Here is a 26,714-nt window from a genome sequence, read left to right as displayed (position 1 = left end):
TCGGTTTAGCCGTAAAAAACAGCGTGTTTGTAACATTTCCATATTTTTTATCGTCAATGTTATTTTAAAGAATGAATAATTCATAATTTTGCTTCTAAATGTTTCGTAATTGTAACATTCGATTTCAAATCGAAAATCTTCGCGCGATTTATTTCGATTCTTTCAATTGTGAATCCGAGAACAAACCATAAAAACAGAAGGCCGGGATATGCACCATAATGGTGCATATCCCGGCCTTCTGTTTTGGCGGTATTGATCCTGTCAGGGTTCCCGGCGGTTATTCTTCCGACGGTTTGGCGGTAACTACCTCTACGCCTTTTTCCATAAAACCATCCGCCAGTTCCTGCGGCGCTTTCCAGTCCGTGATCAGCAAATCCATCTGGGAGGGAGCGGCCACCAGTACCAGCGAATCGTCCCCGAACTTACTGCTGTCAAGCAGGAAGCATTTTTCTTTCGATACGGAAAGTACCAGGCGCTTCACATCCGCTTCTTGAAAGATGGGCGTTGTAACGCCGTGCTCTAAGGAGAAGCGGTTGCCGCTGATAAAGCATTTATCGAAAAAGAGCTGCTTCAGCGACCAGTCGGCAATAGACCCCACGCAGGAATAGATGTTGCTGCGCAGTTCGCCCCCGATGACGATTACGTGGATATCAGACGCCTTGCTCAATTCCATCGCCAGATGGATAGAATTCGTGCTGACCAGAAGATTGCGCAGCGGGCCTGCAACAATCAGCCGCGCAAGTTCCAGCGTCGTAGTGCCCACATCCAGAAAAATTGCTTCTCCGTCGTTGATGCGTTCATAGGCGGCTTTCGCGATGGCCATTTTCTCCGGCAGATGCAGGGGTTCTTTTTCCTTATGGGAGAATTCCCGCAAAGACCCGTAGGCGGAAATGGCGCCACCCCAAGTCCGCTTCAATCGTCCATCCGCTTCCATGGCCGCCAAAAGCTTACGGACACTTACCTCGGAAAGCGCCAGGGCATTGCTCAGTTCCGCAACCGTCACCACTGATTTTTTATCCAGTTGGTGTAAAATATAATCCTTTCTTTCCTCAATCCGCATGGGCGTTCACCTTTCTCTGTCAACTATCTTTCAAATCATTTTCGCCTATCGGCAATTCAAAAAATACTCGTAAATTACGATTCTATATTAATATTTTACTCTCCATTTATGATTGAGTCAACAGTTCGACCATATTACAATTGGTTGATATAATGAAAATAATATACTATCGGTAAGTCTGTACTGTTGAATTGCTGTAATTTTTTGCAATATCTACTGGACTTCGGAAAAATTCGGCTGTATAATATGAAACAAATCGAAGTTTTTATTTTTGAATTAAGTTTCGATTTAATTAAATAATATTTGATTAGAAAATTATTCTACGGGTGCTAAAGGAGGTTATACAGATGATATCGATCGATAGCAAGAAACTTAGTGGCCCCTGCCGCTGCGGGCATAACCACAAGATGTTTACCAGGCTGGTGAGGATTGAAAGCGGTTGCCTGCAACGGTTCGACGAATGGATGAACCAGGCTGGACTGACCGGAAAACGCGCTGCAGTATATGACGAAAACACGTATGCTGCCAAGGGGCTAAGGCGGCCGGCCGCGCAGCAGGAAATTGTTCTGCCGCCAAAAAATCTTCATGCCAACGAACGTGCGACCGGTATGGTCTTAGCGCAGCTGGAGGAAGACGTCAAGGTGCTGATTGCCGTAGGCAGCGGCACAATCCATGATACCATCCGCTATTGTGCGAAGGAGCGCGGCATCCCATTCATATCCTGCCCCACCGCCGCGAGTGTCGACGGCTTCTGTTCCACGGTTTCCGCGATGACATGGGAAGGGTTCAAAAAAACGATGCCCGGTGTTGCTCCCGTAATGGTGTTAGCCGACACTGAGGTCATTCGTCAGGCTCCGCTTCATCTGGCGTTGAGCGGCGTCGGGGACATTCTCGGCAAATACACGGCTCTTCTGGACTGGAACATTGCCCACCTGCTCACAGATGAATTTATCTGCCCGGTCATCGAGGATATGACCCGTCAGGCTGTCGTCGCGGTGCACGACTCCTGCCATCAGGTAGCAAAACACGATCCCGAAGCTTTTGAGCGGCTTACCTACGGGCTGCTGCTGTCCGGTCTGGCGATGCAGATGATGGGGAATTCCCGCCCTGCCTCCGGTGCGGAGCACCATATCTCCCATTTTATTGAAATGGAACCGGAAAGTCTCCCGCTGCATACCATGGCACTCCACGGCGAAAAAGTGGGTGTCGGGACCGCAATTGCCGCGGGAGTCTATCACAAACTCGCCGAAGCGGAAGATATCCGTCCTTTGCTGCATGCCTGCGTGCCTGCGTCCGATGCCTTCTTTTCCCAAATCTTCGGCGTCCGCTTGCAGCCCTCTGTCTCAAAAGAGAACCAAGACGACTGCATGACAGGACTTTCGCCGGAAAAGGTTACGGAATGCTGGCCGGCCATCCGTAAGCTGATTCAGGAATTGCCAACGCAGGAGGAACTGGAAAAATTGTTCCGGGAAATCGGCGCGAAAAGCACATTGGAGGAGCTGAACCTGGACCCATCGGTGTTGCCGCAGCTTCTGGACTACTCCCCCTTTGTGCGCAACCGGCTGACGCTGATGCGTGTTCGCCGGATGATCGGCTCCATGCGTTGAGCAGTGTCAGGGGATACGCGCGAAGTCAAACAATTCGTACAGACGGAGGTACATCGCATGAAAACCCACGCACAGTGCTTGTCTTGTATGGTCACACAGGTTGTGAACGCCATGCGCTTTGGAAAATACGATGAAGATCTGATTTACGGGAATACATGCAGACTTCTTGACAGCATTAGAACATACAGCAAAGAAGATTCGCCGGCCTACAACTCCTCGCTGGCATTGTGCGAAATCTACAGATTGATCGAAAATGACGACCCTTTCTATGAAGTGAAGGAAATTTCCAACCGGGAAGCGCAGGTTTACTACCCTTATTTGGAAAGGATTGTTAATGAAGCATCCGACAATCTTTTGATGTCTTTTCAGGCCTCGGTGGCAGGCAATATTATCGACCTTGGAATTCGTGACAGCTATAACATCAAGCAGGAGCTTCAGCTTGGCATAAATACCGGATTTTCCCGCAGTGATTACCCAGACTTTCGGAAAAAACTGCAAAAGGTGGGCAGCGTGTTAATCCTTGCGGACAATTCCGGCGAAATCGTGTTTGATAAGCTGTTGGTAAAAGAACTCTTAGCCCTCGGGAAAAAAGTCACCTATATGGTAAAGGGTGAACCGATCCTGAATGACGCGGTTATGAAGGATGCCGTTGAAACAGGGCTGACGCAGCTCACCGAGGTAGTAACAACCGGCGCAAAGCTGATCGGCTTTGAGCGGCATGTGGTGTCTCCCCAAGCGATCAGTGTTTTCGATGCGGCCCCGCTTGTGATTGCCAAGGGAATGGCAAACTTTGAAACCCTTGGCAACCAGACGGAAGCTAGGGGGAAAACCTTCTGTATTCTCAAAGCAAAATGTGATTTAGTAGCTGCGGAAACCGGAGTAGCTCTGAACGACCTTGTCTTTATTGCTTTGTGATACCCATATGGCAACAGTTGTGCAGATTCTTAATTTTTAGCAAAAAGTGTCCAAACATGCAAATAAGATAAAGCAGTAGAAAGACAATAGGAGCATAACGCTTTAACAAGCGTTATGCTCCTATTGTCAATTTAAACGAATCAAAGAAAGGGTGTATCCCGAGATGGACCTGTTGACAAAGTAGCAAATGTGAGCCTCTTTTATCCAGCATATTATTCCATTGGACGGTTACAGCAATATATGAATTTGTAAATAGTCTAACAAACCAAACAAAATGGGCCGGATATTTCATCTGAAATATCCGGCCCATTTTGTTACATCCATATGTACTGTACTTTTGCTGATATGAAATTCCTTAGCGGCGGCCCGAACAGTGGTGTTATGGTCAATGATATAATGTGCGAACGTAATGGCGCGTTCCTCCGGCAATCCTTTCAAGACAAAGCCTCCCCTGCTATTCTGTCTATTCATCTATATGCAGAGGGGGTAGTTAAAAGAACGGCTTATACCTATCTTTCAGGAGCATAGAGTAGTTGCTTCCTATTTATCTGCGGTGCGCAGAAGAGGCTATTTTCCTGTTCAAACACCGTGTTCCCCATGACCATAGTCCGAACGACCCTTCCGCCGCCGATTTCTCAGATCAAAAAATCATCAAAGCCGTAACTCTTGAGGAAATCTGCCGCAGGCAGCAGGTGCATGACGGATGCTTTTCTTCCCTCGCTGATGTACCCACCCAGGCGCTGACCCTAACGGTACCGACTCTGTTTCATGCGGATTATCATTTCTGCATGGTTCCCGCCAAAACAAAAGCACAGGCGGTTCATGACACAATCCACGGTTCGATTGGCGAGCATTGTCCCGCATCAATCCTCCGCCGCGCCCAAAATGCTGTGCTTTATCTTGACCCGGACAGCAGCACACTATTAAAATAAATCGGTTCACAGTTATATGGAGTTAAAAAGCAGACAAAATACAACAAGGAGCGATATAGGCGTAACCGCCTATATCGCTCCTTGTTTTTTGCTTACAACAGGACTTTATCGTACTGGGTATTCATCTATACAGCAAATTGGGCAGGAACAGCACTACATTGGGGAAGAACGCCAGTAAGCCCATTGCCAGAAGAATCGCGGCAAGGAACGGGACCATCGATTTGGAATATTCTTCAAGAGAACAACCCAGAATCGTATTCACCGTGTACATACTCATGCCGACAGGAGGAGTATTGACGCCCATAGTAACAATGGTACACATCAAAAGGCCAAGATGTACCGGGTCAATTCCGACCGCTTTGCACATCGGCAACAGAATCGGAGTGAGCAGCAGAATCACCACAGAGCCCTCCATAAACATCCCTATAAATACCAGCAGCAGAATAATCATAAGTAGAATGAGCGCGGGGCTGTTTGTAATGCCGGTCATAAAGGAAGTCATTTTCTGAGGGATCTTATCCACCGGAATACCGTAGCCAAACAGCGCGGTAAGAGAGACGATCATCATAATGGAGCCGATATCATAAATGCTGTCGCGCAGGGCAGCTAAAAAAGTCTCAAAGGTAAGCTCCTTGTAGATGAAGATCCCGACAAACACGGCATAAAAGCAGGCAAAAGCTCCTACTTCCGACGGAGAGAAAAGGCCCATACGAATGCCCACCAGCAGGATAACGGGAAACATGACAGCCCAGATGGTTTCTTTCAGGTTTAAGATGATCTCCCTGATGGTTGCACGGGTTTCACGTACGGGCTTATATCCCCTCATTCGTGCGGTGACTGCGACGGTGACCATCAGCACAATCATCATGAACAGCCCCACGAAGATACCCGCGGCAAACAGCTTCCCTATGGATACGCTGCCGGTGGTACCATAGATAATCAGTCCGACCCCGGGCGGGATCGTAGCGGTGATCAGCGAGGTAAAGGTAAGCACGTTGGCAGAAAAGCCCTTGGAATAGCCGTTTTTGAGCATATCCGGGCCCAGCAGGCGGGCTTCCATCGCGGCGTCCGCGGTTGCCGAACCGGAGCATCCGCCCATCAGGGTGCTCAGAACCACACTGGTCTGGGCCAGGCCGCCCCGCATGTGGCCGGTGAGCATGGTTGCCAGGCTGACCAAACGTTTGGTCACACCGCCGTTATTCATAAGATTTCCGGCAAGGATGAACAACGGGATAGCCAGCATGGTGATATTCTGTGTCTGCGTAATGGGCAGCTGGGCAATATGGGTAAAGGGAAACTGTGTATTAAGAAAAAAGAACACCATACCGGAGGCACCGATGGCGTAGGCAACAGGCACACCAATAGCCAGCAAAACCAGGAATGTAATAAATACCGCAATCATTGTTTAAACTGCCCCCTTTACATTTTTGATAGAAACACCGGGTCGTTGCTTTTCAGCAGATCCATCAGGCGGTTGACAGCGGTGAGGATCATCAGCGAAAAGCACACCGGAATGGCCGCCGCGACCCAGACATAGCTTACACCCGGAATCCCCTCCAATGTGCGCGCGCCTACATTCGTACAAAGCTTAAGCCCCTGAACTACCATGGCACCCATCATAGCCAGCAATATCAAATAGACCAGGACAGCAATGCATTTTTGCAGCCTGACTGGCAATCTTTGAATCATCAATCCCACATTGACCATGCGGCCGGCACGGAAAGCTACATCTCCGCCTAAGAATACTGTCCATGCCAGCATCAGCAGGGCCACATCGTTGCACCAGTTCAAGGGATGACCGCACAGGCGAAATACCGCCCCCAACATTAGCACGGAGGTAAATCCCGCAACGCACGTCATCGTGATGGCAAGTTCCACCTTGTTCAACGCGGCAAAGAAGGTCTTCATGCGTGTTACTTCCTTTCAAGTTATATTTTATCTCTTTATTTTTTGTATCAGAGGAACATCCGGCCCGGTTCTTTGCATCCCCTCAGGGCACCGGTCATTTTATGTCGCCGGGCAATAAAAATTGGTGCATCATGGCATGCGCATGATGCGGCATGATGCACCTGTGGATTGTAAAAGGGCAGCTTATTTGCCGAGAGCGGCCTTTACTTCATTATAAGTTTCGGTCAGGCCCAACTGTTCGTAAGCTTTCATGGAAGCCTCTTTGAACGCGTTTACATCAATTTCAGAGTTGGAAAGCACGGTCATGCCTTCGTCGATGCATTTTTGTTTTGCCTCTTCCGTGTATGCGCCCAGCATCTGTCCGGAGCAGGCGGTGCTGGCGTTATCGCATTCTTCCATGAGGATGTTCTGATAGTCCTCAGGCAGGCTGTTGAACCAGCCCGCATCCACGACGGTGGGGTTCAGGAGCAGGATATGCTTGGTCTCGCTGATCACATTCACATTATCAATCTCATAGTAGCTTTCCGATACAATGCAGGGGTAAACATCCTCGTAACCGTCAATAACCTTGTTAACCAGATTGTTATAGATGTCGCCGCGGCCCATCCCCTGAACGCTGCATCCCAGCGAGCTTACGCCGGCACGCCAGATATCGGTATTGGGGCTGCGCAGGGTCAGGCCATTCAGGTCTTCCGGTTTTTTGACTTCTTTACCGCACACAACATTGCGGTAGCCCTGTACCAGGTTTAAGGACAAAACTTTTACATCGAAATCCTTTTCCAGTTTTTCCAGCCAACCCTGCACGCTGTCCAGTTCTTTGACTGCTTCGATATCATCGATATCCTCTACAAAATAAGGTAAATTGAACAGGGCAAGCTCGGGCACATAGGTACCAAGGCGGGCAAAATCGGTATTATAGCCCCAGTTGGTGTCGGAATCTTTAAAGGAGTTGATGATATCTTCTTCAGAACCCAGGGTATTGCTGGGGTACAGATCAATCACCAGGTCCCCGTTGGTACGTTCCTTTACGGCATCTGCCCAGCTTTGGAAAGCCGCCTGATAAGGATGGGTTTCCGTTTGTGCGTGACCATACATCAAGGTGTAGGTGGGGGCCGCGCTGCCGCTGGAAGCTGCGCCGGAAGAATCAGTACCGGAAGCGGAAACACTGGAAGAATCAGTGGCGGAGGGAGTTGTGGAAGAAGTATTTGCAGCGGAGCTGCCGCCGCAGGCGGAAGTCATCATAGCCATGACGGCTGCGAGTCCCCCGGCCACAAAACGTTTTGTAATCGTGTTCATAAGTTAAAATTTCCTTTCCATTTTCAATTTCCTATGGTTATAAATAACCACTGTCAAATTTGTTAACTAGATTATAGCAAATGTGTATACGGCTTTCAATTGAAAATTGGAACAAATATTGAATTCAAAATTTGTATACAATTTTTGAATTCAATGATTGTATACATATAAATGATATGTTATCATAGTCATAATGATCAACATGGCACAAACCAGCCAACAGAAAGGAATAAACTGCGATGCACTCCCAGACATATCGTTCGTACCCGCTCAATACCTGTTTACAATGTACTTTGGAAAGCCGGGATCAATTACCTCAATTCAAGCAACTCCTTGCAGTGCTGCAGGAATATGGTTTTTATGGCGTAGAGCTGAATTTGCCTGCATTGGATATCCTCACTCCCCGGGAACTGACCGAACTCCTGTTTCAATTTGACTTAAAGCTGGATATGCTGGCTACAGGCGCATATGCGAAAGCCCATGGTTTTTCTCTGAGTGACTCGGATGAAAAACACCGTTTGGCCGCTGTGGACGGATGCATAAAGAATTTGGAATATGCTGCCCAAGCCGGTTGCGGCGTGATTATCGGATTTTTTAAAGGGGGGCCCGGCCAGAACGAACAGTCGGCAAGACAATTGCTCCTGTCCTCGCTGCAATTGTTGAAACCTGCTATTGAATCTTTGCGAGTTTCTATCCTTCTGGAAGCAACCAATCACAGAGAGTCAAGCATAGCTTGTACGATACCGGAAACGCTTGGACTGGTCGAACAGCTGCAATGCCCCTATGTGCAGGTACTGGCAGACACCTACCATATCAATATTGAAGAAGCACCCGTTGTACATACTTTGGCGCAATTTGCAGGCCGCTTTTCCCGGCTGCACCTGTCGGATGACAACCGGGCGTTTCCCGGGCTTGGCTCACTGGACTTTTCAGAGATATACCGCCAACTGCTTCAAGACCATTTCCACGGGACGGTAGGAATTGAGGGGAATATTCAGGTCTCGCAGCTGGAAGATACCATCCGTTCTGCCCGCTACCTGCATCAGGCCAGCCGGCAGGCGCAGCAATCATAGGCCTTTCAATCTACATACTCGTACCTGTCAAGTGTACTTTACTTTTGATAAAAAATACTTTATGATAAAGTAAACAGTCAACTAGTTTAGGGCCTTAAGGAGGCATACAGCCTCTGAGGCATCTGCCATCGGTAGGAGGATGTATGCATGGTTAAAAGCGGCCTGGCAGACAAAGCCTATTCCATTATTCAGCAACAGATTTTCGCCTTTGAATTATTTCCGGGTCAGGTCGTGTCGGATTACCTGTTGAGCAAAGAACTGGGAATGAGCCGAACTCCTATCCGTCAGGCCCTGCAGCGTCTGCACAGCGACGGTTTGCTGGAGCCTTTGGAGTCCGGCAAAACAAGTTACCGGGTAGCCGATATCACCGCTGAGGAAATCCGGGATCTGTTTGATTTCCGCGAGGGCATTGAGGCTACTGCGCTGAGGCTGGCATTTCAAAAAGCGAACCCAATCCCACCACAGCAGGTACAAGCCCTGGAACAGATCTATAAATCCATGGTGGATACGAATCATGATGACCGGGTAACGGAGCATTTTGTGTGGGATCAGAAATTCCACAACAGCCTAGTATCTCTTTCGGGCAACCGCAGGCTCATCAAGGCACACGACGAGTTGCTGCTGCAGCTGACGCGCATGCGGTTTTTAACTTTTTTAAAGCGTTCACTTCAGAGCAAGGCCTGTAATGACCATCAGGAACTCCTGCAAGCTATTAAACAGGGGGACTGTGAGCGCGGCACACAGGTGCTTATTCGTCATATCCGCACGTCGCGTGATGATTACATTGCGTTGCTGAAAAACGATTTTTCAATGAACTCTATGCGCGCACTGCACTTCTTTGTAAAAGACAGCGGCGTGTTGAGCCATGACGAATTGGAGCAAGATGTAGCGGTAAAAAAAGAATAATACTCCTCATGTCCCTGAAAAAGCGGATATCTTTTGATACGCGAGGCAAGCTATTAAAAAGTTATTAAATTTTAGAATGGGCCGGATGTTTCAGATGAAACATCCGGCCCATTCTGATCCTATATGCTCGGATAAACTGACAAAGTTGATTTCAGATGGTTCCATCCCAGGTGGAAACAGAAGTGACTTTGCTTTCCTCCTCATCAAACCAGCGCGTAGTAACCACCTTGGTTTCCGTGAAAAACCGATAGGCATCTTTGCCCAGACAATGCAGATCTCCGAAGAAGGAGTGTTTATGCCCGGAAAACGGGAACATGCCGATCGGAACCGGAATTCCTACATTTACGCCGACCATTCCCCCATCCGTATGGCGTACAAATTCACGCGCATAATGTCCGTTCTGTGTAAAGATTACAGAGCCATTGGCGAACGGATTTTTGTTCATCAGGGCAAGGCCTTCCTCAAAGGTTTTTACCCGTTTCATGCACAGCACCGGTCCGAAGATTTCCTGATCGCCGACTGCCATACCCGGCCGCACGTGGTCAAGAACTGTCGGCCCGAGATAAAATCCGTTCTCATAGCCGGGAACTACGACATTTCTGCCATCCAGCGCGACAGTTGCTCCCTCGTCAATGCCTTTTTGAATCCAGTTTAAAACCGACTGTTTATGAGCGGCGTTGATCACCGGACCAAGTTTGGTTGTTTTCTCATACGCGGGCCCGATGCGAAGCAGCTTGGCCTGCTCCACTATCTCCGCCGCCAGTTCATCTGCAATCCCATCCTGTGCAACTACGACAGGCAGCGCCATGCAGCGTTCCCCCGCGCACCCGAATGCGGAATTGATGATTCCGGCCGCCACTCTTTTTACCGGCGCGTCATTTAGCACAAGCGCGTGATTTTTCGCTTCGCACAGCGCCTGTACCCGTTTCCCGGCCGCTGCGGCCGTCGAATAAATATGTAACCCGACAGAAGTGGAGCCGACAAAGGTGATCCCCTTGATATCGGGATGTGTGAGTAAAATTTCCGATTCGTTTCTCGAACAGGTTACAATATTGATAACACCGTCCGGCAAGCCTGCCTCCTGATAAAGCTCAGCAAACCGCAGCGCGCTCTGCGGGGTAAAGGTTGCGGCTTTCAGTACAATGGTGTTGCCGCAGGCAATGCAAATCGGGGTCATCCAGCCCATTGGAATCATGGATGGAAAGTTAAAGGGAACAATCCCTGCAAACACACCAAGCGGCTCACGGTATAAAACCGTATCGTAGCCTTTTGAGGCATCCATCAGGCTTTCCCCCATCATCAGGGACGGTGCGGAGATGGCCTGTTCGGTTCCTTCCTTGGCTTTGAGGACATCCCCCTGCGCTTCTGCCCAGTTTTTGCCGTTTTCCAGCGCAACCAGATAGGTCAGTTCATCCATGTGCTCGACGATCAGTTCACGCATTTTATAGAGAATTTGAACTCTTTTTTGCACAGGTGTGGCCGACCACGCAGGATACGCTTCCTTTGCACTTTCAACCGCGGCAAGAACTTCATCCTTCGTGCAGCAGGGTACCTTCGCGATTACCTCTCCGGTACTGGGGTCATACGCATTCGTATATTTTTCGGTTGCGGATTCCACAAACCGCCCATTGATAAACGGTTTGAGCTTTTTTACTTTAGCCATCTGACAAACCTCCTATAAACTAAATCAATTTACAAGTTAATTTATTATTAACTTAACCATTTATAATTTATAATAAGAGTATTATTTGAATAAGTCAAGCACAAACAGAACAAAAATTTTAAAAACAATATCAAGAAACGCTTAAAATATTGAAATAACATTTGCATTTACCCACAATAAATAGTATAATAATCACAAAAATACAGATAACTTGACCTTTATCGGGCTGAGTTATACAGAAAATGGGGTAATCCTTATGCGTTCAAAAAGAATTGAGTCGATGGAAGACTATATTTTTAATCATAAATCCGTTACACTGGACCAGTTATGCGCGGAATTCAACGTCTCAAAAAATACTGTGCGCCGTGACGTGGAAGAAATTGTATCCCGTGGAAATTTCAAAAAGATCTACGGCGGAGTGTGTATCCGGCAGAGCGCGAAGGAGCTGATTTCCTTTGACGAACGCAAAATCAAGAATCTTCCTCTGAAACAGCGGATTGCGCTGAAAGCAGCCGAAATCGTGGAGGATGGAGACATCATCTTTATTGATTCCGGTACAACGACCTGCCACCTGCTTGAATCTATCAAAGACCGGCAAAATCTGACCATTTTGACAAACAGCCTCGATGTAATTAATCAGGCAGTACCTTACGGGAACATCGAGGTGATCTCCCTTTCCGGATCGCTGAACCGCAAAACGCTTTCTTTTACAGGGCTGAGCGCCGCAAATGTTCTGCAAAGTTATAACATCAGCAAAGCGTTTATGGCCTGCACCGGGCTGTCAATTGAGAACGGTGCCACCAATTCCTCCCCGCTGGAATATGACATCAAACGGACAGTCGTGAGAAAAAGCCAGCTGGTCTGCCTGCTGGCGGACAGCTCAAAGTTTGGCACCACCTCTCTCATGACCTACTGCGGACTGGATGAAATCGATATTCTTGTGACCGACAGCACTCCGCCAAAAGAATATGCGGACTTTTTTGCAGGCTGCAAACATCAGATTCTTCTTGCCAAATAGTTGGACCACATCCGATTTTCACAGACCTCTCCCCATATTCCGGGAGAGGTCTGTTTCTTTAATTGATCTCAGAAGGATTTGCCCGTCATCCATGTGTGCTGAGGGTCCTGTTCCCGGCTGGTCCACGGATTGCCGTCCAGATGACGGATCATCCAAACATATGTCATCCGGTAGCCGGGAGCGGCAACCTGCGGGTGGGTCAGCCCCCCGGGGATGGCGCAAAAGCTGCCGTCCCGAATCTGAAATACATTCTCTCCGATAAAACATCCGCCAAAGCCCTGCGGCCTGTCGAAACGGTAGTAATAGACCTCCGGCTGTTCATGGGAATGCGGGATATAGCTGGACCAGCTACCCTGACGGTTGAAGATTTCCCCCATCACTATATTGGAATACGGCGCCGAGTCGTAATCAAAAATGGTTGTCACCTCCCGGACGGCGGTATCTGCGCACAGTCCTTTTCCAAAGGTCTCTACTGCAATATCTTCCGGCCCATAAAAGCGGGCCTCAAATTTTCGGCTGTTCTCCGTACTCTGCAAAAGGAACTCCGAATCGGCAAGCGCCCGGACTTCCACAGGGCTGCCGCAGGGCAGATGCAGACAGCTCGCGCCGTCCTCAAACGGGTCGTTCCGTTCGTTTGTCTCCCTGCTCTGCCCGTCCCAGCTCAACAAAAGCTTCCCGCGCAGGAGCAGAAGCGCCATCTCCTCCGATGGCTTCAGGAAAATCCGCTTCTCGCCCTTTTGGAACCTGAATACGGAAATATTCATCATCATATCACGGTAAAGGCCGTCTGCTGCGGTGAGAACCTTTTCCCCGGCTTCGTTAAAATCCGGATAGCCAAACATGCTTTCCATTTTTATGTATTTCCCCCATTCTTTCTGGCGCAATCATCCCGGCGCCTATCCGCGCGCAACCATATCCCCGTATTCCGCTTTGCAGCTTGCAATATATTCGCGGGTCATGGCGTCGGTCGGCATAAACTCCGAACAGCCATGGCTCGCCACAAGCAGAGAGGCGGAGGCGCTTCCAAATTCCAGGCAGTCCGGAATCTCCCAGCCATCCAGCAACCCGCGCAGGAAGGAGGAGGCATAGCCATCCCCGCCGCCGAACGATTTCAGCGCCTTGATCGGAAACGGTTTAATGGTATAGTGGTTCCCGTCGCAGGTATAAGCGGAAGAGCCCTCCCTCCCATGCTTAATGACAACCACCCTGGCCTTTTGCCCATGCCAGTAGGACGCGCTTTCCTGGTCGGTCATGCCGGGCCTGATCAGCGACTCTGTGAGGTTAAATTCTTCGCGCGACCCGAGAATCACACTGCTTCGGCATGCAACCATCGAATCGTAAATTGCGGTTTCCTGCGCGTTTTTCCAATTGTAGCTGCGGTAGTCAATATCAAAAATCAGCGGTGTATTTGTTTTTTCGGCGAGGATGGCGGCTTTCAAAGCCGCCTCACGCGATGGGCTTTCCGCCAGCGCGGTTCCCGAAATCAGCAGTGCCTTACTGTTCCTGATATAGTCTTCATCGACGTCGTCCACCGTCAGCTGCAGATCGGCAATATCGTTGCGGTACATCAGGATGCTGCTTTCATGCTCCGATAAAATTTCCGTAAAGGTCAGCCCCAGTTTCTGACCCCCGGTGCAGCGGGTTACATGCGAGGTATCAATGCCTTCCTCCCCAAACCGCTCGTAAATAAAATCTCCGAACTGATCGTCGGATACCTTTGCAATGAATCCGATTTTCTTACCAAGCCTCGCAAGGCCGACAGCAATATTGGCGGGTGAACCGCCGAGATACTTTTTAAAAGTGGTGCACTGTGGAAGCGGTTGATAGTAATCGGAAGGGTTCAGGTCAATTGCTGCACGGCCGAGCAGGACCATGTCAAACGGCCTGCTCTCATCAAACTTAAGATACTGCATCCTGTAAATCCTCCTTATTGTTGAACACCATAATGTGGTGCAACACATTTTCGTAGACGCCCTCCACCATTTTTTCATTGAGTCCAAAATAGTCGCAGCCTGACTGGGTAGTAAAATACGCTTCCGCTTTGCAGGTCAACGCCTGAAAACTTGCGGTTGCAATATTGATCTTTCGGATCCCGTGCTCAATTGATTTACGAAAATCCAGATCAGAAATACCACTGCCGCCATGCAAAACAAGATACGCCGGAGAGACCTGACGGATTTTTTCCAGCACATCAAAGCAAAGTACGGGCGCGACAGGATAGTTTCCATGCGCGTTTCCGATTGCCACGGCAAGCGCATCCACCCCTGTTCTCCGGCAGAATTCCGGGACCTCCGCAGGGTCGGTACAGCGGATTCCGTGGGATTTTCCGCCGTCTTCACTGCCCCCGACAATGCCAAGCTCTGCTTCGACCGTTGCGCCGAAACGGTCGGCCATTTTTTTCACTTGAGAGGTTTTCATAACGTTTTCTTCAAACGGCAGCAGAGAACCATCAAACATGACCGACGTAAAGCCATAGTCCAGTGCGGCTTGAACAGCATCCATTGTGGTTCCGTGGTCCAGATGAACCGCAATCTTTACTGATGCGTTCTGGGCCGCTTCAATCATCATAGGACCCATCAGGTGCAGAGGCGAATAAGGGAACCGCACCTGCGCGATCTGCAGGATGATCGGGGTTTTGCTCTGTTCCGCCGCTTTTACCGCCCCGGCCACCATTTCCATATTTCCGACACTGAAGGCCCCGACCGCCCGGTTCTGCCGTTGAGCAGATTCGAGAAGTTCCTTCATCGTACATAAAGACATTGCCTCACCCGCTTTCTCTGGTTTTTCAGCATCACAGATTTTTTACGGACACGCCGGCCTCAAAATGATCAGGCGCTGTCCGCTTTTTAATAAGCAATTTCGGAAAGCTTCACAGGGCGGTTTTCCAGCATGGACCTCTTCGCCGCCAGCGCAATCAGCACCGGCTGGAGGCCATCATTGACATTGACAGGCACCTCGGTATGGTTCAGGATTGCATCCACAAACATGCCCACTTCTTTGGAAAATGAATCCATATACCGCTCCAGAAAGAAATAGAGCGGTTTTTCTCCCGTCACACCGTTTTCCGAACTGATCACAACACTGGAAGCGGTATCGTTGGAAACCGCCGCCTGCCCTTTTGAACCGAACACTTCCGCCCGCTGGTCATATCCGTAAGCCGCGCGCCTGGAGTTATCAATCACCGCTAGCGCTCCGCTGGCCAGTTTCATGGTAATAATTGCGGTATCCACATCGCCTGCCCTGCCGATTTCAGGATTCACCAGAACAGCCGCGTTGACGTAAACCTCTGTGACATCGCTGCCGGACAGATAGCGAACCATATCAAAATCATGGATTGTCATATCTAAAAACATCCCGCCCGATACCTTCACATATTCGATCGGCGGGGAATCCGGGTCGCGGGAGGTGATTTTTACAATATGCAGATCGCCGATTGCTCCGGAAGCAACCGCACCCCTGACAGCCTCAAAATTATGGTCGAAGCGCCGGTTGAATCCCACCTGGAACTTCAGTCCGGTACCTTCCAGCGCACGCATAACCTCCACAATTTTGGATGCATCCTGAGAAACCGGCTTTTCGCAGAACACATGCTTTCCCGCCCGGATTGCTTCAATTGAGATATCTGCGTGCGTCGGCGTTGAGGAACATACCAAAACAGCATCAATCTGCGGATCGGCAAGAATCTGCCGGTAATCCTCATAGCAGGCATCCACCCCCAGTTCCTTTGCCCACTGGCGGTTTCCGTCGTTCATCTGCGGGTCGGCAATGGCTTTTACGTGCGCATTCTTTAAGTGGTATGTAATGCTTTGCGCATGAACTTTGCCGATTCTTCCGATTCCGATAATACCCAGATTCAACATACATAACGCCCTTTCAAAGTTTATTAAGTTAATATAATATCTTGGTTAACTTTTTTCACAGTATAACATCGAATTTTCTCATTTTCAAGTTAAATTTAAAAAAATCATAGTATTCACTGAAACAATCTTTATTTTTTGTCAATTATAAAAAACAATTTATTTTTGTCGCCCCTGCGTTTTGTCAACATGATAGTAAATTGCATCATATATTTATGCAAAAGGAAAAATAATATAAAATTATTCAATTTTTGCTGATATTATTGTTGACTTTACAAAAACGTGATGGTATTCTTATGACAACTTAAGTTTAAATCCCACTATCCTAAATCCGCTTCCAAGGCGACGGAAGTGCAAATCCGGAGAAAACAAGGGGGATACATATGATAAAAAGCCGCATGACTGTTGGGCAAGCTTTGGTGAAATTCTTGGATAATCAGTATGTAAGTTTCGACAATCAGGTATCAAAATTTGTAGACGGGATTTTTACCATTTTCGGGCACGGCATTGTCTGCGGCCTGGGACAGGCGCTGGATGAAAACCCCGGTTCCCTGAAAGTATATCAGGGGCGCAACGAGCAGGGAATGTGCCATGCCGCAGCCGGATTTGCAAAGCAGAACAACCGGAGGAAAATCATCGCCTGTGCGTCCTCCATCGGCCCGGGTGCAGCCAATATGGTTACCGCGGTCGCAGATGCCACTGTCAATCACATCCCGCTGCTTGTTTTTACCGGGGACGCTTTTGCGACCAGGCAGCCCGACCCCGTTCTTCAGCAGCTTGAACAGCCCTATGACCTTTCGGTTACTACAAGCGATGCATTCAGACCCATCACCCGCTATTGGGACAGGGTCAGCCGTCCCGAACAGCTGATGTCGGCCATGATCGGCGCTATGCGCGTCCTGACCGACGCTTCACAGACAGGGGGCGTATGCATCTCCCTTCCGCAGGATGTGCAGGGAGAGGTATTTGATTTCCCTGCCGAGTTCTTCCAGAAACGGGTGCACCGGATTGCCCGTCCGGCACCGGAGGCCGATGAAATCAAAGAGGGAATTGAGCTGATCTGCGCAAAGAAAAAACCGGTTGTCATCTGCGGCGGCGGCGTGCGCTACTCCGAAGCGGGCGAGGCCCTGCGCGTCATGTGCCGGAAATTTAACCTCCCGATTCTGGAAACACAGGCCGGAAAGAGCGCCGTTCCATCCTCCGAGCCGCTGAACGTCGGCGGTGTCGGCGTAACGGGGAATCTGGCTGCCAACGCGCTCGCGGAACAGGCCGACCTTGTGATTGGGGTCGGTACACGCTACAGTGATTTCACAACAGGGTCCAAGGAGCTGTTCCGGAATCCCTCGGTTTCCGTTTTGTCAGTGAACATATCCCGCTTCCACGCCTATAAGCTGGACGCCAGGCAGATTGTTGGCGACGCGAAAGCCTCGATTGAACTTCTGACGAAAGGGTTAGAGGAAAAGGGGTATCAGTCCGGCTATCAAAATGAGATCGCAAAAGCGCGTGAAGCCTGGAAAATGGAAATGGACAATCTGCGCAATATTGGGTACGGCGCTGATTTTTCACCACTGATTGCGGCAAAAGGCGAGCACGCGATTGAAGATTATGTACGTACGACCGGTGGTACCATTATCCAGACAGCGGCAATTGCCTCCATCAGGGAACATATCGAGGAAAATGCGATTATTGTCGGTGCATCAGGCAGCCTGCCCGGCGATTTGCAGCGCATGTGGACGACCGACGAAAAAGATACTTATTTAATGGAATATGGTTACTCCTGTATGGGTTATGAAATTGCGGCCGCGCTGGGTGCAAAGCTGGCGCGCCCCGGACAGCCGGTTTACAGCATGGTGGGCGACGGAGCCTTCCTGATGCTGCATTCTGAATTGGTAACTTCCCTTCAGGAACGCCAAAAGATTACCATCCTGCTGTTTGACAACTGCGGGTTCGGCTGCATCAACAATTTGCAGATGGGCAACGGTATGGGCAGCCTCGCGACAGAGTTCCGCTACCGGAACCCGCAGACCGGCGCACAGGACGGGGAATTGATCCCCATTGATTATGCCATGGTGGGACGCGGTTACGGGCTGAAGACTTACACGGCGAAAAACATGCAGGAACTGGAGACCGCGCTGGAAGACGCCAAGAAACAGGAGACTTCCGTACTGATCGATATTAAGGCGCTCCCGAAAACAATGACCGATTCCTATAAATCCTGGTGGCATGTGGGAATCGCCGGACAGTCCCAAAATCCGGCGGTCGAACAAGCCTACCGCCGGCGCATGGAGCATTTGGACAGCGCCAGAATGTACTGATATGCCGAAGATTAAAGGAGGATTACCTATGTTTGATTCATCCAAAGTAAAAGTCGGCATTGCGCCCATCGGCTGGACGAACGACGATATGCCGGACCTTGGCAAAGAAAACACCTTTGAGCAGTGCATCAGCGAAATGGCGCTCGCCGGTTATACCGGCTGCGAGGTGGGCAACAAATACCCAAGAGATACAAGCCGGCTCAGCTATTATCTGGATCTCCGCGGCCTGGAGATCGCAAGCGCGTGGTTCAGCTCGTTTCTGACTACGAAGCCGTATGCGGAAACAGAAAAGGCCTTCCTTGCACACCGCGATTTCCTGCATGCCATGGGGGCAAAAGTGATTGTCGTTTCCGAGCAGGGGCACAGCATCCAAGGGCAGATGGAAACGCCGATATTTGACGGAAAATACAGAATGAACGAACAGGACTGGCAGCTGCTTACGGATGGGCTGAACCGTTTGGGCAGGCTGGCGGCGGAAAAAGGAATGAAACTGGTCTACCACCACCACATGGGGACTGTTGTGCAGACGACGCCGGAAATTGACCGTTTCATGCGGATGACCGATCCCAGGCTGGTTTTTCTGCTGTATGATACGGGGCATTTGGTCTATTCCGGCGAAGACCCTCTGGATATTCTGTCACGTTACCTCCCCCGCATCAAGCATGTGCATCTTAAGGACATCCGCCCGGCCGTGGTAAAAAAAATCAAGGAGGAAAAAGGCAGCTTCCTGCAAGGTGTGCGGCAGGGCGCCTTTACTGTCCCGGGCGACGGAGCAATCGATTTTTGTCCGATCTTCAAAAAACTGGCGGAGGGCGGATATGAAGGCTGGCTGCTTGTCGAAGCAGAACAGGACCCCGCCGTGGCAAATCCGTTCGAGTATGCGGTAAAGGCGCGCCGCTTTATCCGCGAGGCGGCAGGTGTATAACGGCTCTCTCCACAAGTATTTGTGGTGAATAGGATTTACGAAAAATTTTATAATCTGAAAGGGGAAAAATCATGAAAAAACTGATATCGCTTGTCCTTGCGGGAATCCTGGCCATTTCTCTGGCTTCCTGCGGTTCCAGCCAGCCCGCGCCGGCATCCAGTTCGGCTGCGCCTTCTTCAGTCCCTGCTTCCAGTGAACCTGCCTCCTCTTCGCAGCCCGCGCCGAAACCGGCGGAAAAGGATTATACCGTAAGCGTTGTGCTCAAAACCCTCTCCAGCGAATACTGGGGCTATGTCAAAGCCGGCTGCGACAAGGCCGCTCAGGATTTCGGCATTACCGTAAATGTACTGGGACCGGCGGCCGAAAGCGAAATTTCTGAACAGGTAGCACAGATTGAGCAACAGCTCAGCGCAAATGTGGACGCAATCGTGGTGGCGCCCTGTGAATCCAGTGCGGCAGCCGGCGCTCTGGCCCCGGCGATCGGAAAAATCCCGGTTTTGTTTGTGGACACCGATGCCGAGCTGGAGGGGAAAACCTCTTTCGTCGGAACGGGAAATAAAGAAGCCGCGGCTCTCGGCGGCAAATACATTGCCGACAAGCTGGGCAAAGGCGGTAAAGCGGTCTGCATCTGCGGCCAGCTCGGCGAGGCAACCAGCGAATCCAGACTGAGCGGTTATAAAGAATCCTTGGAAGCCGGCGGAATTACTGTGCTGGATACGCTTTCCGGGCAGAATACCGCGGATAAATCCATGGCAACCATGGAGGACCTGCTCGCCCGTTTCCCCAACGAAATCCAGGCTGTCCTCTGCCATAACGACGATACCGCAATCGGCGCCCAGCAGGCCTGCGAGCAAAATGGCATCGACAATATCAAGATCATCGGATTTGACGGCAATAAATCCGCGGTGGATCTAATCCTTGCCGGAAAACTGGAAGGCACCATCGCGCAGCAGCCGTTCCAGATGGGCTATATGGCGGTCGAGGCCGCGGTAAAATCGATTAACGGCGAAAAAATAGACCCGGTCATCCCTGTTCCGGCAAAACTGATTACAAAAGACAATGCACAGGCATATTTAGATGAACTGGCCAGCATGAACAAATAATCGGCACTGAACAACGCGGGAGAAGAACAAACCCCCTTCTCCCGCGTTCTCTAAAAAAGGCTAAGTGTAAGAAACAGGCGGTGGAACAAAATGAGCGAATATGTGGTAGAACTGAGAAATATCACCAAGCGGTTTCCGGGCGTAATCGCGCTGAAAAACATGTCCCTTGCAATAAAGCCCGGCGAAATTCATGGGCTGGTTGGCGAAAATGGTGCAGGGAAATCCACCCTGATTAAAGTATTGACCGGTGTACATCTGGCGGATGAGGGGGAAATTCTGGCAGGCGGGCAAAAAGTAGTCTTTCATAATCCGGTTGACGCACGTTCGGCCGGTATTGCCTGTGTCTATCAGGAACTCAATATCGTAAAGCTGCTTTCGATAACGGATAACATCTTTATGGGAAGAAGCGTTAAAAAAAGATCGGGTCTGCTGGATTATGAAGCGATGCACAAACAGGCGCATGACGCGATGCTTTCACTGGGGCACGACATCGACCCCGCTCAGGAGTGCGGCAAACTCGGAATGGGGCTTCAACAGATGGTGGAGATTGGCAAGGCGGTTTCCCTGGATGCCCGGCTGATCATCATGGACGAACCGACCTCCAGTCTCGGCGAAAAGGAAGTAGAGCAGCTTTTCAAATCAATCCGCGCCCTGAAAGAAAAGGGGGTTGCCGTCCTGTTCGTATCGCATAAGCTGGAAGAGCTTTTTGAAATCTGCGACCGGGTAACCGTTATGCGGGACGGCGAGCATATCATTACCAGGGACATCGGTGAACTGGATAATGACAAGCTGATTGAAGCGATGGTCGGACGCACTCTGGATAACCTTTACCCGAAGGAGTGTACATCCAGAGGAGACGTTTATCTGGAAGTGCGCAATCTGAATTCCGCCGGCCTGCTCCACGATATCAGCTTTTCTGCCTATGGCGGAGAGATTCTCGGGGTGGCCGGACTTGTCGGCTCGGGGAGAACGGAAACTTTCCGGGCAATTTTCGGAGCGGATCCGTACGACAGCGGAGAGGTGCTTGTAAAAGGGAAAAAAGTGGTAATCAAAAGCCCCACGGACGCAATCAGGCATAAAATTGCTTTTTTAACAGAGGACAGAAAAAATCAGGGATTGATTCTTTCCCAGTCCGTCAAGACCAACCTGATTTTGAGCAATATAGGGGAGTTTTGCAGCGGCCCTTTTCTGAATGATAAAAAGATCGAAGAACTGGGAGAAAAAAATGTGAAGGCTCTGCGCATTAAGACGCCCAGTATTGATGAAATCGCCGGCCAGCTCTCCGGCGGCAATCAGCAGAAAGTGGTCATCGGCAAATGGATGAATTCGGACGCCGAAGTGTTCATATTCGATGAGCCTACCCGCGGTATCGACGTGGGGGCAAAAATAGAAGTCTATCACGTCATGAACAACCTCGTAAAAGAAGGAAAATGCGTCATTATGATTTCTTCGGAACTTCCGGAAATCCTGGGTATGAGCGATCGCGTACTGGTTATGCGCTCCGGCAGAATGATGGCAGAAATCGAGAAAAACAGCGGCTATTTTAATCAGGAAGGCATTATGAAAGCTGCTTGGGGAGGAACAATACCATGTCTCGTAGAAAAATAAATCTGAAAGACTTTATGATGAAACTAGGGCCTCTGATGGCATTGTTTTTTTTATGCGCCATCTTAACGGCTGTCACTTCCGGAAGGTTTTTAACCTACATCAATCTCATGAACATCTTTAAGCAGACCTCTGTGAACTGCCTGATCGCCTCCGGAATGCTGGTCGTACTGATCACTGCGGGCATTGACCTCTCCGTCGGCTCAAACTGCGTGCTCGCCGCCTGTGTGGTCGGCGTGCTGGTGCAGAATTTCGGCGTCAAGAACCCCCTTGTACTGATTATCGCGGCTCTTGTGACAGGCCTGCTCGCGGGAGTTGCCAACGGGCTTCTGCTCACACGGCTGAACCTTCCCCACCCGTTCATCTCCACACTGGGGATGAAAAACATCACCCTCGGGCTCGCGCTTCTGATCACCAGCGCGACTCCCGTCGGCTTTTTCAATACCGGCATTGATCCGGTGCTCTATCTTGGTTCCGCTACAATCGCCGGTTTCCCCATCAGCTTTATCGTTGTGGTGATCCTGTTTTCCGGATTCCACATTTTCCTCAACAAGACCGCTCTTGGGCGCCAGATTTACTGCGTGGGCGGCAATCCGGAAGCCGCGCGCCTGTCCGGTATCAGGTCCAAAAATGTGCTCACCTTTGTATACGGACTGTCCGGCTTTATGTGCGGAATCGCTGCGATTGTTTTAATCGGGCGTGTTTCAACCGCCAACGCGACCGCCGGGACCACCTTTGACACCGATGCAATCGCCGCGTGTATCATCGGTGGCGCCTCCTTCAACGGCGGAAAGGGGACCATTTGGGGAACCCTGATCGGCGCGCTGATCATGGGCACTATCCGCAACGGCCTGAACCTGCTGGGTGCACAGAATGATATCCAGTATATCGTCATCGGCGCCGTCATTGTCCTTGCGGTCTTTATCGATGTTTCCCGCGGCAGAATGGAAGCCAAAGCACGCAGGCTGGCGGCAATGTAATCGTCCCTCTTTGCAAGTTCTTATGGCTAAACGCAAATGAGCCGGGTATTTCTTTGAAGTATCCGGCTCATTGCTTTGTTTGAATAATTGCCCGCTCATCCGGGAATGATTTAATTCTTCCAAATAACGCTTGTCCGGTTGACGGACTAAAGTTTTTGCGGTATGATAACTAAAACACGCACCCGCGAAGGAGGGCTTAATCATGTACTATAATCACAAATATAAATCTCTGTTTTCTATGATGCTTCCATATGCGGCCGCGCTTCTGGTGCTCTGCATTACGGCGGGTTATTCCATTTATCGTTATGCCAGCGAGCGCGCCTACCACGAAAGATGGAAGGACTATAACGACTGTGGACTCGCATAACGACACCGGGCACTTGGGAAACCCGATTATGACTGTGCGGGCGAAACGCGTCCTGTTATTGTTTAAAGCATTCCTCTGCTTTGCCGTTTCCGCTCTGTTTATTTTTTACTGGGGAGAATTCGGCGTCTTTTCAGGAACGGCCCCCTGGTATCGGATCCTGGTTCCGGTCTGCCTTCCGATTATCGGCATCGCGTTCGGGCTGCACCTTGTTTTCAACTCCGGCAAGCGGCTGGTCCTGCTGGAAAACGGCGTACGCTATCATACGCCGTTTTTTGAGCTGGAGTCCCCTTATTCGGAAATAAAATCCGTGCGGTTCGATTTGGGTGAAGGGCAGGGTTTTTCCGCGGGCAGCTATGGCTTTTCCATGTACCGCAGGACGGCTCCCGTTCAGACGCTTTCGCTGTCTCTCAGCGACGGCCGGGTTTGGGGGTTTCGCACCAGCTTTTACTCGGGATTGGCTGAGGCGGAAGCCGAACTTAAAAAACACCTTTCAGCTGTTTAAAATGATATCCGGTTTGAAAATAGCCGGCCGCGTGAAGCGGCCGGCTATTTTTGTCTTACAGAAGCTGGTAATTTTTCAGAATTTCCCGGTGCGTCAGCCATTCAAGGCATTTTTCCAGCATAACGCCGTAACGGGTGTCTGTCCCGTAGCTGAATGTAATTTTAATAGCAAGCTCCACAAAACGGGTTGCCCTGTCCATCGCGATGGGGAAACTGTCGCCGGTAACCATTGAACCGGTCAGCACGCTGGCATAAATATCCCCGGTTCCGGGATAGGCAATGGGAACGTAGTCATAACCAACATACCAATAAGCGTTCTGGCCTTTATCATAGCCAACATTTGCGCACTCGCCGGAAGTCATCTCCACGCCGGTAATGACGACATAGCGCGGACCGAGCTCCGAGAGGCGTGCAAGCATACTTTTCAGCTTCTGCCTTGTAAACGGTTCATGCTGATAGGTTTCGCCCAGCAGAAGATAGGCCTCGGTTGGATTGGGGGTAATGATATCCGCCGACTGTACCAGCGCCCGCATCTTTTCCCTCAGCGCGGGAGTGCAGGTGCGATAGGGCTTCCCGTGATCCCCCATAACAGGGTCCACCACCGCGAGCGCATGGGGATACTCGGCGATAAAAGCTTTCATATCATCCGCCTGGGACGGATTGGACAGAAACCCCGAATAGATCGCTTCAAATTCCAGATTCAGACGCTTATAGTGCTCCACGCACGGGCGTATGTAGTCGGTCAGGTCGCGGTATTCCACATCCCCAAGGCCGCCTGTGTGGGTGGAAAGGACGGCGGTCGGAACCGGGCAGACCTGTACCCCCATAGAAGAAAGCGTGGGAATTACGACGGCCAGTGAGCTTCTTCCAAAGCCAGCAAGGCCGTGAATAGCGGCAACGCGCGGCGGACGGTTTTGCATGAATTCACCTGCTTTTTTAAAATTTGAAATTTTTTGAGAAATCGGAGGAGTGAGGAAATCCCGTTTCCAGAAAGTTGCGTAATGATTTTTTGGCCGCGGGTTACAATAGAAAAGCGAGCAATCGCTAAAAAACCGGGAGGTGGGAAATTATGAACAAAACAGCAACCACTGCCGTTACCGGACTGGCCGTAGCTATGGCAGCCGGCACCGCGGCTTATATGATGTCCGGTCACCGCGGACCAAACACAGGCAGAAAAATCAAAAAAAACGCAGCGAAAGCCATCAAAACACTCGGAAGCATGCTGGACAGCGTGGAGTATATGATGCGCTGACAGCCAACCCTTTGCACGCGGGAAGGCTTCCCGCGTTTCTTACATAAATTATCCGATTTGGATTTTGCCTTCGGGCAGAATTTCCCTCCGCTTTGCGGTCGGGCGCATGGCCAGCGAAAGAAAAAACGTAACCGGCCCAAGCCGGCCGATATACATTAAGAAAATCAGCAAAATTTTTGACAGGGTATTTGCTACCACAGAGATCCCCGTGGAAAGGCCAACGGTTGCAAATGCCGACACACTCTCGAACAATGCGTCTACCCCGCCTACCGCATGGGTTTCACGCATTGTGGCAACCATACAGCCGGTAGTGACTGCGACAGCAAGCCCGCCGAGGATTCCGACGGCAAGCGATTTATAAACAGCACTTTTCCCCACCCTGCGGTGAAAAATAGTTGTATCCTCGTCGCCGCGAATCACACAGTAAACGGTCATAAAAATAACCGCGGCGGTAGTACACTTGATGCCGCCGCCCGTCGAACCGGGCGCAGCGCCGATGAACATCAGGAGACTCGATAATAATTTTGTAATATCATAGAGCGCGTCGGTGGGGATCGTATTGAAGCCCGCCGTCCGGCAGGTCACCGAATGAAACCAGGAAGCAAGCAGCTTTTGCCCCGTAGACGGCAGAGCACCCAGCGTTGCGGGGTTTTCCCATTCAAGCGAAGCGGTCATCAGCATTCCCAGCACAATCAAAATCCCTGTAATCACAAGCACAATGCGGGTATGCAATGTCGGCTGACGATGGTTTTTATGCGCCGCAATCATATCATGAATCACGATGAAGCCGATCCCCCCGATGATGATCAGCAGCCCGATCGTAATCAGAACAACGGGGTGACTGTTATAGTTTGACAGGGAAACATAGGGCGCCTCGCGCCCCAGGACATCAAAGCCTGCATTGCAGAAAGCGGAAACCGCCAAAAAGACGGAGATATAAATTCCGTCCGCTCCATAAGCAGGAATAAATGCGGTCATTAAAACCAGCGCGCCGGCCAGTTCCACAAGCAGCGCCGTTGAAACGACAACTTTAAGCAGGAAAGCAATATCCGCGTCGATTGAAGCCACAGACTCCTGTGCCAGATGCATCCCCCGCAGCCCGATTTTTCTGCGGATCAGAACCTGAAAAAACACGGTAAAGGTGACCAATCCGAGCCCGCCGATCTGAATCAAACAGAGAATCACACTCTGGCCGAATAAAGACCAGTGCATATAAGTGTCATAAACAACCAACCCGGTGACACAGGTAGCGGAAGTCGCGGTGAAAAGGCAGTCAAGAAACGGCGTCGCCGCCTGCTGCCGGCTGGATACCGGCAGCATAAGAAGCAGTGTGCCCAATAAAATGACCGCCGCAAAGCTTAACGTAATCGTTCTGGTGGGAGACGAAAACAAAAACTTTTTGGCCGACGCGGGGTTGCTCAAAATGAATCG

The 26,714-nt window shown here is 50.3% G+C and carries 26 protein-coding genes; 14 read left to right on the top strand and 12 right to left on the bottom strand.

All coding sequences use genetic code 11. From position 1 onward, the window contains the following. Nucleotides 1-277 precede the first annotated feature (277 nt). Nucleotides 278-1,060, bottom strand: coding sequence for a DeoR/GlpR family DNA-binding transcription regulator (locus C1A10_RS10945; protein ID WP_101910296.1), 783 nt, complete (start codon nt 1,058-1,060; stop codon nt 278-280). Between the two features lie 347 nt (nt 1,061-1,407). Here C1A10_RS10945 and C1A10_RS10940 point away from each other — a divergent pair, with 347 nt between their 5' ends. Then, entirely contained in the window at nt 1,408-2,667 is a 1,260-nt protein-coding gene (locus C1A10_RS10940) for a sn-glycerol-1-phosphate dehydrogenase (RefSeq protein WP_207654726.1), read from the top strand. A gap of 57 nt (nt 2,668-2,724) precedes the next feature. Beyond that, entirely contained in the window at nt 2,725-3,582 is an 858-nt protein-coding gene (locus C1A10_RS10935; RefSeq protein WP_101910295.1) for a damage-control phosphatase ARMT1 family protein, read from the top strand. A 288-nt stretch (nt 3,583-3,870) separates the two neighbouring features. On the opposite strand, the gene C1A10_RS10930 is transcribed toward C1A10_RS10935, so the two are convergent. Next, nucleotides 3,871-4,020 carry a sporulation transcriptional regulator SpoIIID gene (locus C1A10_RS10930; protein ID WP_423241419.1) on the bottom strand — a complete coding sequence of 50 codons (150 nt, stop codon included), beginning with the start codon at nt 4,018-4,020 and terminating at the stop codon, nt 3,871-3,873. Nucleotides 4,021-4,115: 95 nt separating this feature from the next. Between C1A10_RS10930 and C1A10_RS10925 the strand changes: the two genes are divergently transcribed. Then, nucleotides 4,116-4,514, top strand: coding sequence for a sugar phosphate isomerase family (locus tag C1A10_RS10925; RefSeq protein WP_101910294.1), 399 nt, complete (start codon nt 4,116-4,118; stop codon nt 4,512-4,514). Nucleotides 4,515-4,635: 121 nt separating this feature from the next. Here C1A10_RS10925 and C1A10_RS10920 read toward each other — a convergent pair whose 3' ends face one another. The 3 genes from C1A10_RS10920 to dctP all read right to left on the bottom strand — a co-directional run bounded on the left by C1A10_RS10920 (nt 4,636) and on the right by dctP (nt 7,718). After that, nucleotides 4,636-5,916: a TRAP transporter large permease gene (locus C1A10_RS10920; protein ID WP_101910293.1), complete on the bottom strand. Its 1,281-nt coding sequence runs from the start codon at nt 5,914-5,916 to the stop codon at nt 4,636-4,638. A gap of 17 nt (nt 5,917-5,933) precedes the next feature. Then, nucleotides 5,934-6,422, bottom strand: coding sequence for a TRAP transporter small permease (locus tag C1A10_RS10915; protein ID WP_101910292.1), 489 nt, complete (start codon nt 6,420-6,422; stop codon nt 5,934-5,936). 183 nt (nt 6,423-6,605) lie between these two features. Then, a complete protein-coding gene (gene dctP / locus C1A10_RS10910; protein WP_242968915.1) occupies nt 6,606-7,718 on the bottom strand; it encodes a TRAP transporter substrate-binding protein DctP in 1,113 nt (370 codons plus the stop codon). 338 nt (nt 7,719-8,056) lie between these two features. Between dctP and C1A10_RS10905 the strand changes: the two genes are divergently transcribed. After that, on the top strand, nt 8,057-8,791 hold the full coding sequence (locus tag C1A10_RS10905; RefSeq protein WP_242968913.1) for a sugar phosphate isomerase/epimerase family protein: 735 nt from the start codon (nt 8,057-8,059) through the stop codon (nt 8,789-8,791). A gap of 147 nt (nt 8,792-8,938) precedes the next feature. Then, complete coding sequence (locus tag C1A10_RS10900; RefSeq protein WP_101910290.1) at nt 8,939-9,697, top strand: GntR family transcriptional regulator; 759 nt, start codon at nt 8,939-8,941, stop codon at nt 9,695-9,697. A 151-nt stretch (nt 9,698-9,848) separates the two neighbouring features. On the opposite strand, the gene C1A10_RS10895 is transcribed toward C1A10_RS10900, so the two are convergent. Then, nucleotides 9,849-11,360 carry a CoA-acylating methylmalonate-semialdehyde dehydrogenase gene (locus C1A10_RS10895; RefSeq protein ID WP_101910289.1) on the bottom strand — a complete coding sequence of 504 codons (1,512 nt, stop codon included), beginning with the start codon at nt 11,358-11,360 and terminating at the stop codon, nt 9,849-9,851. A 256-nt stretch (nt 11,361-11,616) separates the two neighbouring features. Here C1A10_RS10895 and C1A10_RS10890 point away from each other — a divergent pair, with 256 nt between their 5' ends. Beyond that, nucleotides 11,617-12,378 carry a DeoR/GlpR family DNA-binding transcription regulator gene (locus C1A10_RS10890; RefSeq protein ID WP_101910288.1) on the top strand — a complete coding sequence of 254 codons (762 nt, stop codon included), beginning with the start codon at nt 11,617-11,619 and terminating at the stop codon, nt 12,376-12,378. Nucleotides 12,379-12,446: 68 nt separating this feature from the next. Here the strand turns inward: C1A10_RS10890 and C1A10_RS10885 are convergent, their stop codons facing one another. The 4 genes from C1A10_RS10885 to iolG form a co-directional block, all read right to left on the bottom strand. Next, a complete protein-coding gene (locus C1A10_RS10885; RefSeq protein WP_101910287.1) occupies nt 12,447-13,229 on the bottom strand; it encodes a 5-deoxy-glucuronate isomerase in 783 nt (260 codons plus the stop codon). A gap of 45 nt (nt 13,230-13,274) precedes the next feature. After that, complete coding sequence (gene iolC / locus C1A10_RS10880; protein ID WP_101910286.1) at nt 13,275-14,291, bottom strand: 5-dehydro-2-deoxygluconokinase; 1,017 nt, start codon at nt 14,289-14,291, stop codon at nt 13,275-13,277. Further along, nucleotides 14,278-15,138 carry a class II fructose-bisphosphate aldolase gene (locus C1A10_RS10875; RefSeq protein ID WP_101910285.1) on the bottom strand — a complete coding sequence of 287 codons (861 nt, stop codon included), beginning with the start codon at nt 15,136-15,138 and terminating at the stop codon, nt 14,278-14,280. The genes iolC and C1A10_RS10875 overlap by 14 nt, the downstream gene beginning before the upstream one ends. Before the next feature lie 86 nt (nt 15,139-15,224). Next, a complete protein-coding gene (gene iolG / locus C1A10_RS10870) occupies nt 15,225-16,238 on the bottom strand; it encodes an inositol 2-dehydrogenase (protein WP_101910284.1) in 1,014 nt (337 codons plus the stop codon). A 380-nt stretch (nt 16,239-16,618) separates the two neighbouring features. On the opposite strand from iolG, the gene iolD reads away from it, so the two are divergent. The 7 genes from iolD to C1A10_RS10840 all read left to right on the top strand — a co-directional run bounded on the left by iolD (nt 16,619) and on the right by C1A10_RS10840 (nt 24,032). Further along, nucleotides 16,619-18,550 (top strand): 3D-(3,5/4)-trihydroxycyclohexane-1,2-dione acylhydrolase (decyclizing), encoded by a 1,932-nt coding sequence (iolD, locus tag C1A10_RS10865; RefSeq protein WP_101910283.1) that lies wholly within the window; start codon nt 16,619-16,621, stop codon nt 18,548-18,550. Nucleotides 18,551-18,578: 28 nt separating this feature from the next. Further along, nucleotides 18,579-19,475 (top strand): myo-inosose-2 dehydratase, encoded by an 897-nt coding sequence (iolE, locus tag C1A10_RS10860; protein ID WP_101910282.1) that lies wholly within the window; start codon nt 18,579-18,581, stop codon nt 19,473-19,475. Nucleotides 19,476-19,546: 71 nt separating this feature from the next. Further along, nucleotides 19,547-20,578, top strand: a complete 1,032-nt coding sequence (locus C1A10_RS10855) for a sugar ABC transporter substrate-binding protein (protein ID WP_101910281.1) — start codon at nt 19,547-19,549, stop codon at nt 20,576-20,578. Between the two features lie 90 nt (nt 20,579-20,668). Further along, nucleotides 20,669-22,186: a sugar ABC transporter ATP-binding protein gene (locus tag C1A10_RS10850; RefSeq protein WP_101910280.1), complete on the top strand. Its 1,518-nt coding sequence runs from the start codon at nt 20,669-20,671 to the stop codon at nt 22,184-22,186. Then, the gene (locus C1A10_RS10845; protein ID WP_101910279.1) at nt 22,168-23,163 is read left to right on the top strand and encodes an ABC transporter permease; all 996 of its coding nucleotides are present in this window, start codon (nt 22,168-22,170) and stop codon (nt 23,161-23,163) included. Before C1A10_RS10850 ends, C1A10_RS10845 begins: the two co-directional genes overlap by 19 nt. Nucleotides 23,164-23,365: 202 nt before the next feature. After that, nucleotides 23,366-23,530, top strand: a complete 165-nt coding sequence (locus C1A10_RS18495) for a hypothetical protein (RefSeq protein ID WP_180951097.1) — start codon at nt 23,366-23,368, stop codon at nt 23,528-23,530. Beyond that, a complete protein-coding gene (locus C1A10_RS10840) occupies nt 23,517-24,032 on the top strand; it encodes a hypothetical protein (protein ID WP_145997728.1) in 516 nt (171 codons plus the stop codon). The genes C1A10_RS18495 and C1A10_RS10840 overlap by 14 nt, the downstream gene beginning before the upstream one ends. Nucleotides 24,033-24,087: 55 nt before the next feature. On the opposite strand, the gene C1A10_RS10835 is transcribed toward C1A10_RS10840, so the two are convergent. Further along, entirely contained in the window at nt 24,088-24,951 is an 864-nt protein-coding gene (locus tag C1A10_RS10835; protein WP_101910277.1) for a pyridoxamine kinase, read from the bottom strand. Between the two features lie 149 nt (nt 24,952-25,100). Here C1A10_RS10835 and C1A10_RS10830 point away from each other — a divergent pair, with 149 nt between their 5' ends. Continuing rightward, a complete protein-coding gene (locus tag C1A10_RS10830; protein WP_101910276.1) occupies nt 25,101-25,283 on the top strand; it encodes a hypothetical protein in 183 nt (60 codons plus the stop codon). A 48-nt stretch (nt 25,284-25,331) separates the two neighbouring features. On the opposite strand, the gene C1A10_RS10825 is transcribed toward C1A10_RS10830, so the two are convergent. Then, nucleotides 25,332-26,705 (bottom strand): TrkH family potassium uptake protein, encoded by a 1,374-nt coding sequence (locus tag C1A10_RS10825; protein WP_180951096.1) that lies wholly within the window; start codon nt 26,703-26,705, stop codon nt 25,332-25,334. Nucleotides 26,706-26,714 lie beyond the last annotated feature (9 nt).

Source organism: Marasmitruncus massiliensis, from assembly GCF_900186535.1.
GTDB lineage: Bacteria > Bacillota > Clostridia > Oscillospirales > Ruminococcaceae > Anaerotruncus > Anaerotruncus massiliensis_A.
The sequence above is the reverse complement of the archived record's forward strand: the minus strand, read 5'-3'. Positions and strand labels throughout refer to the sequence as shown.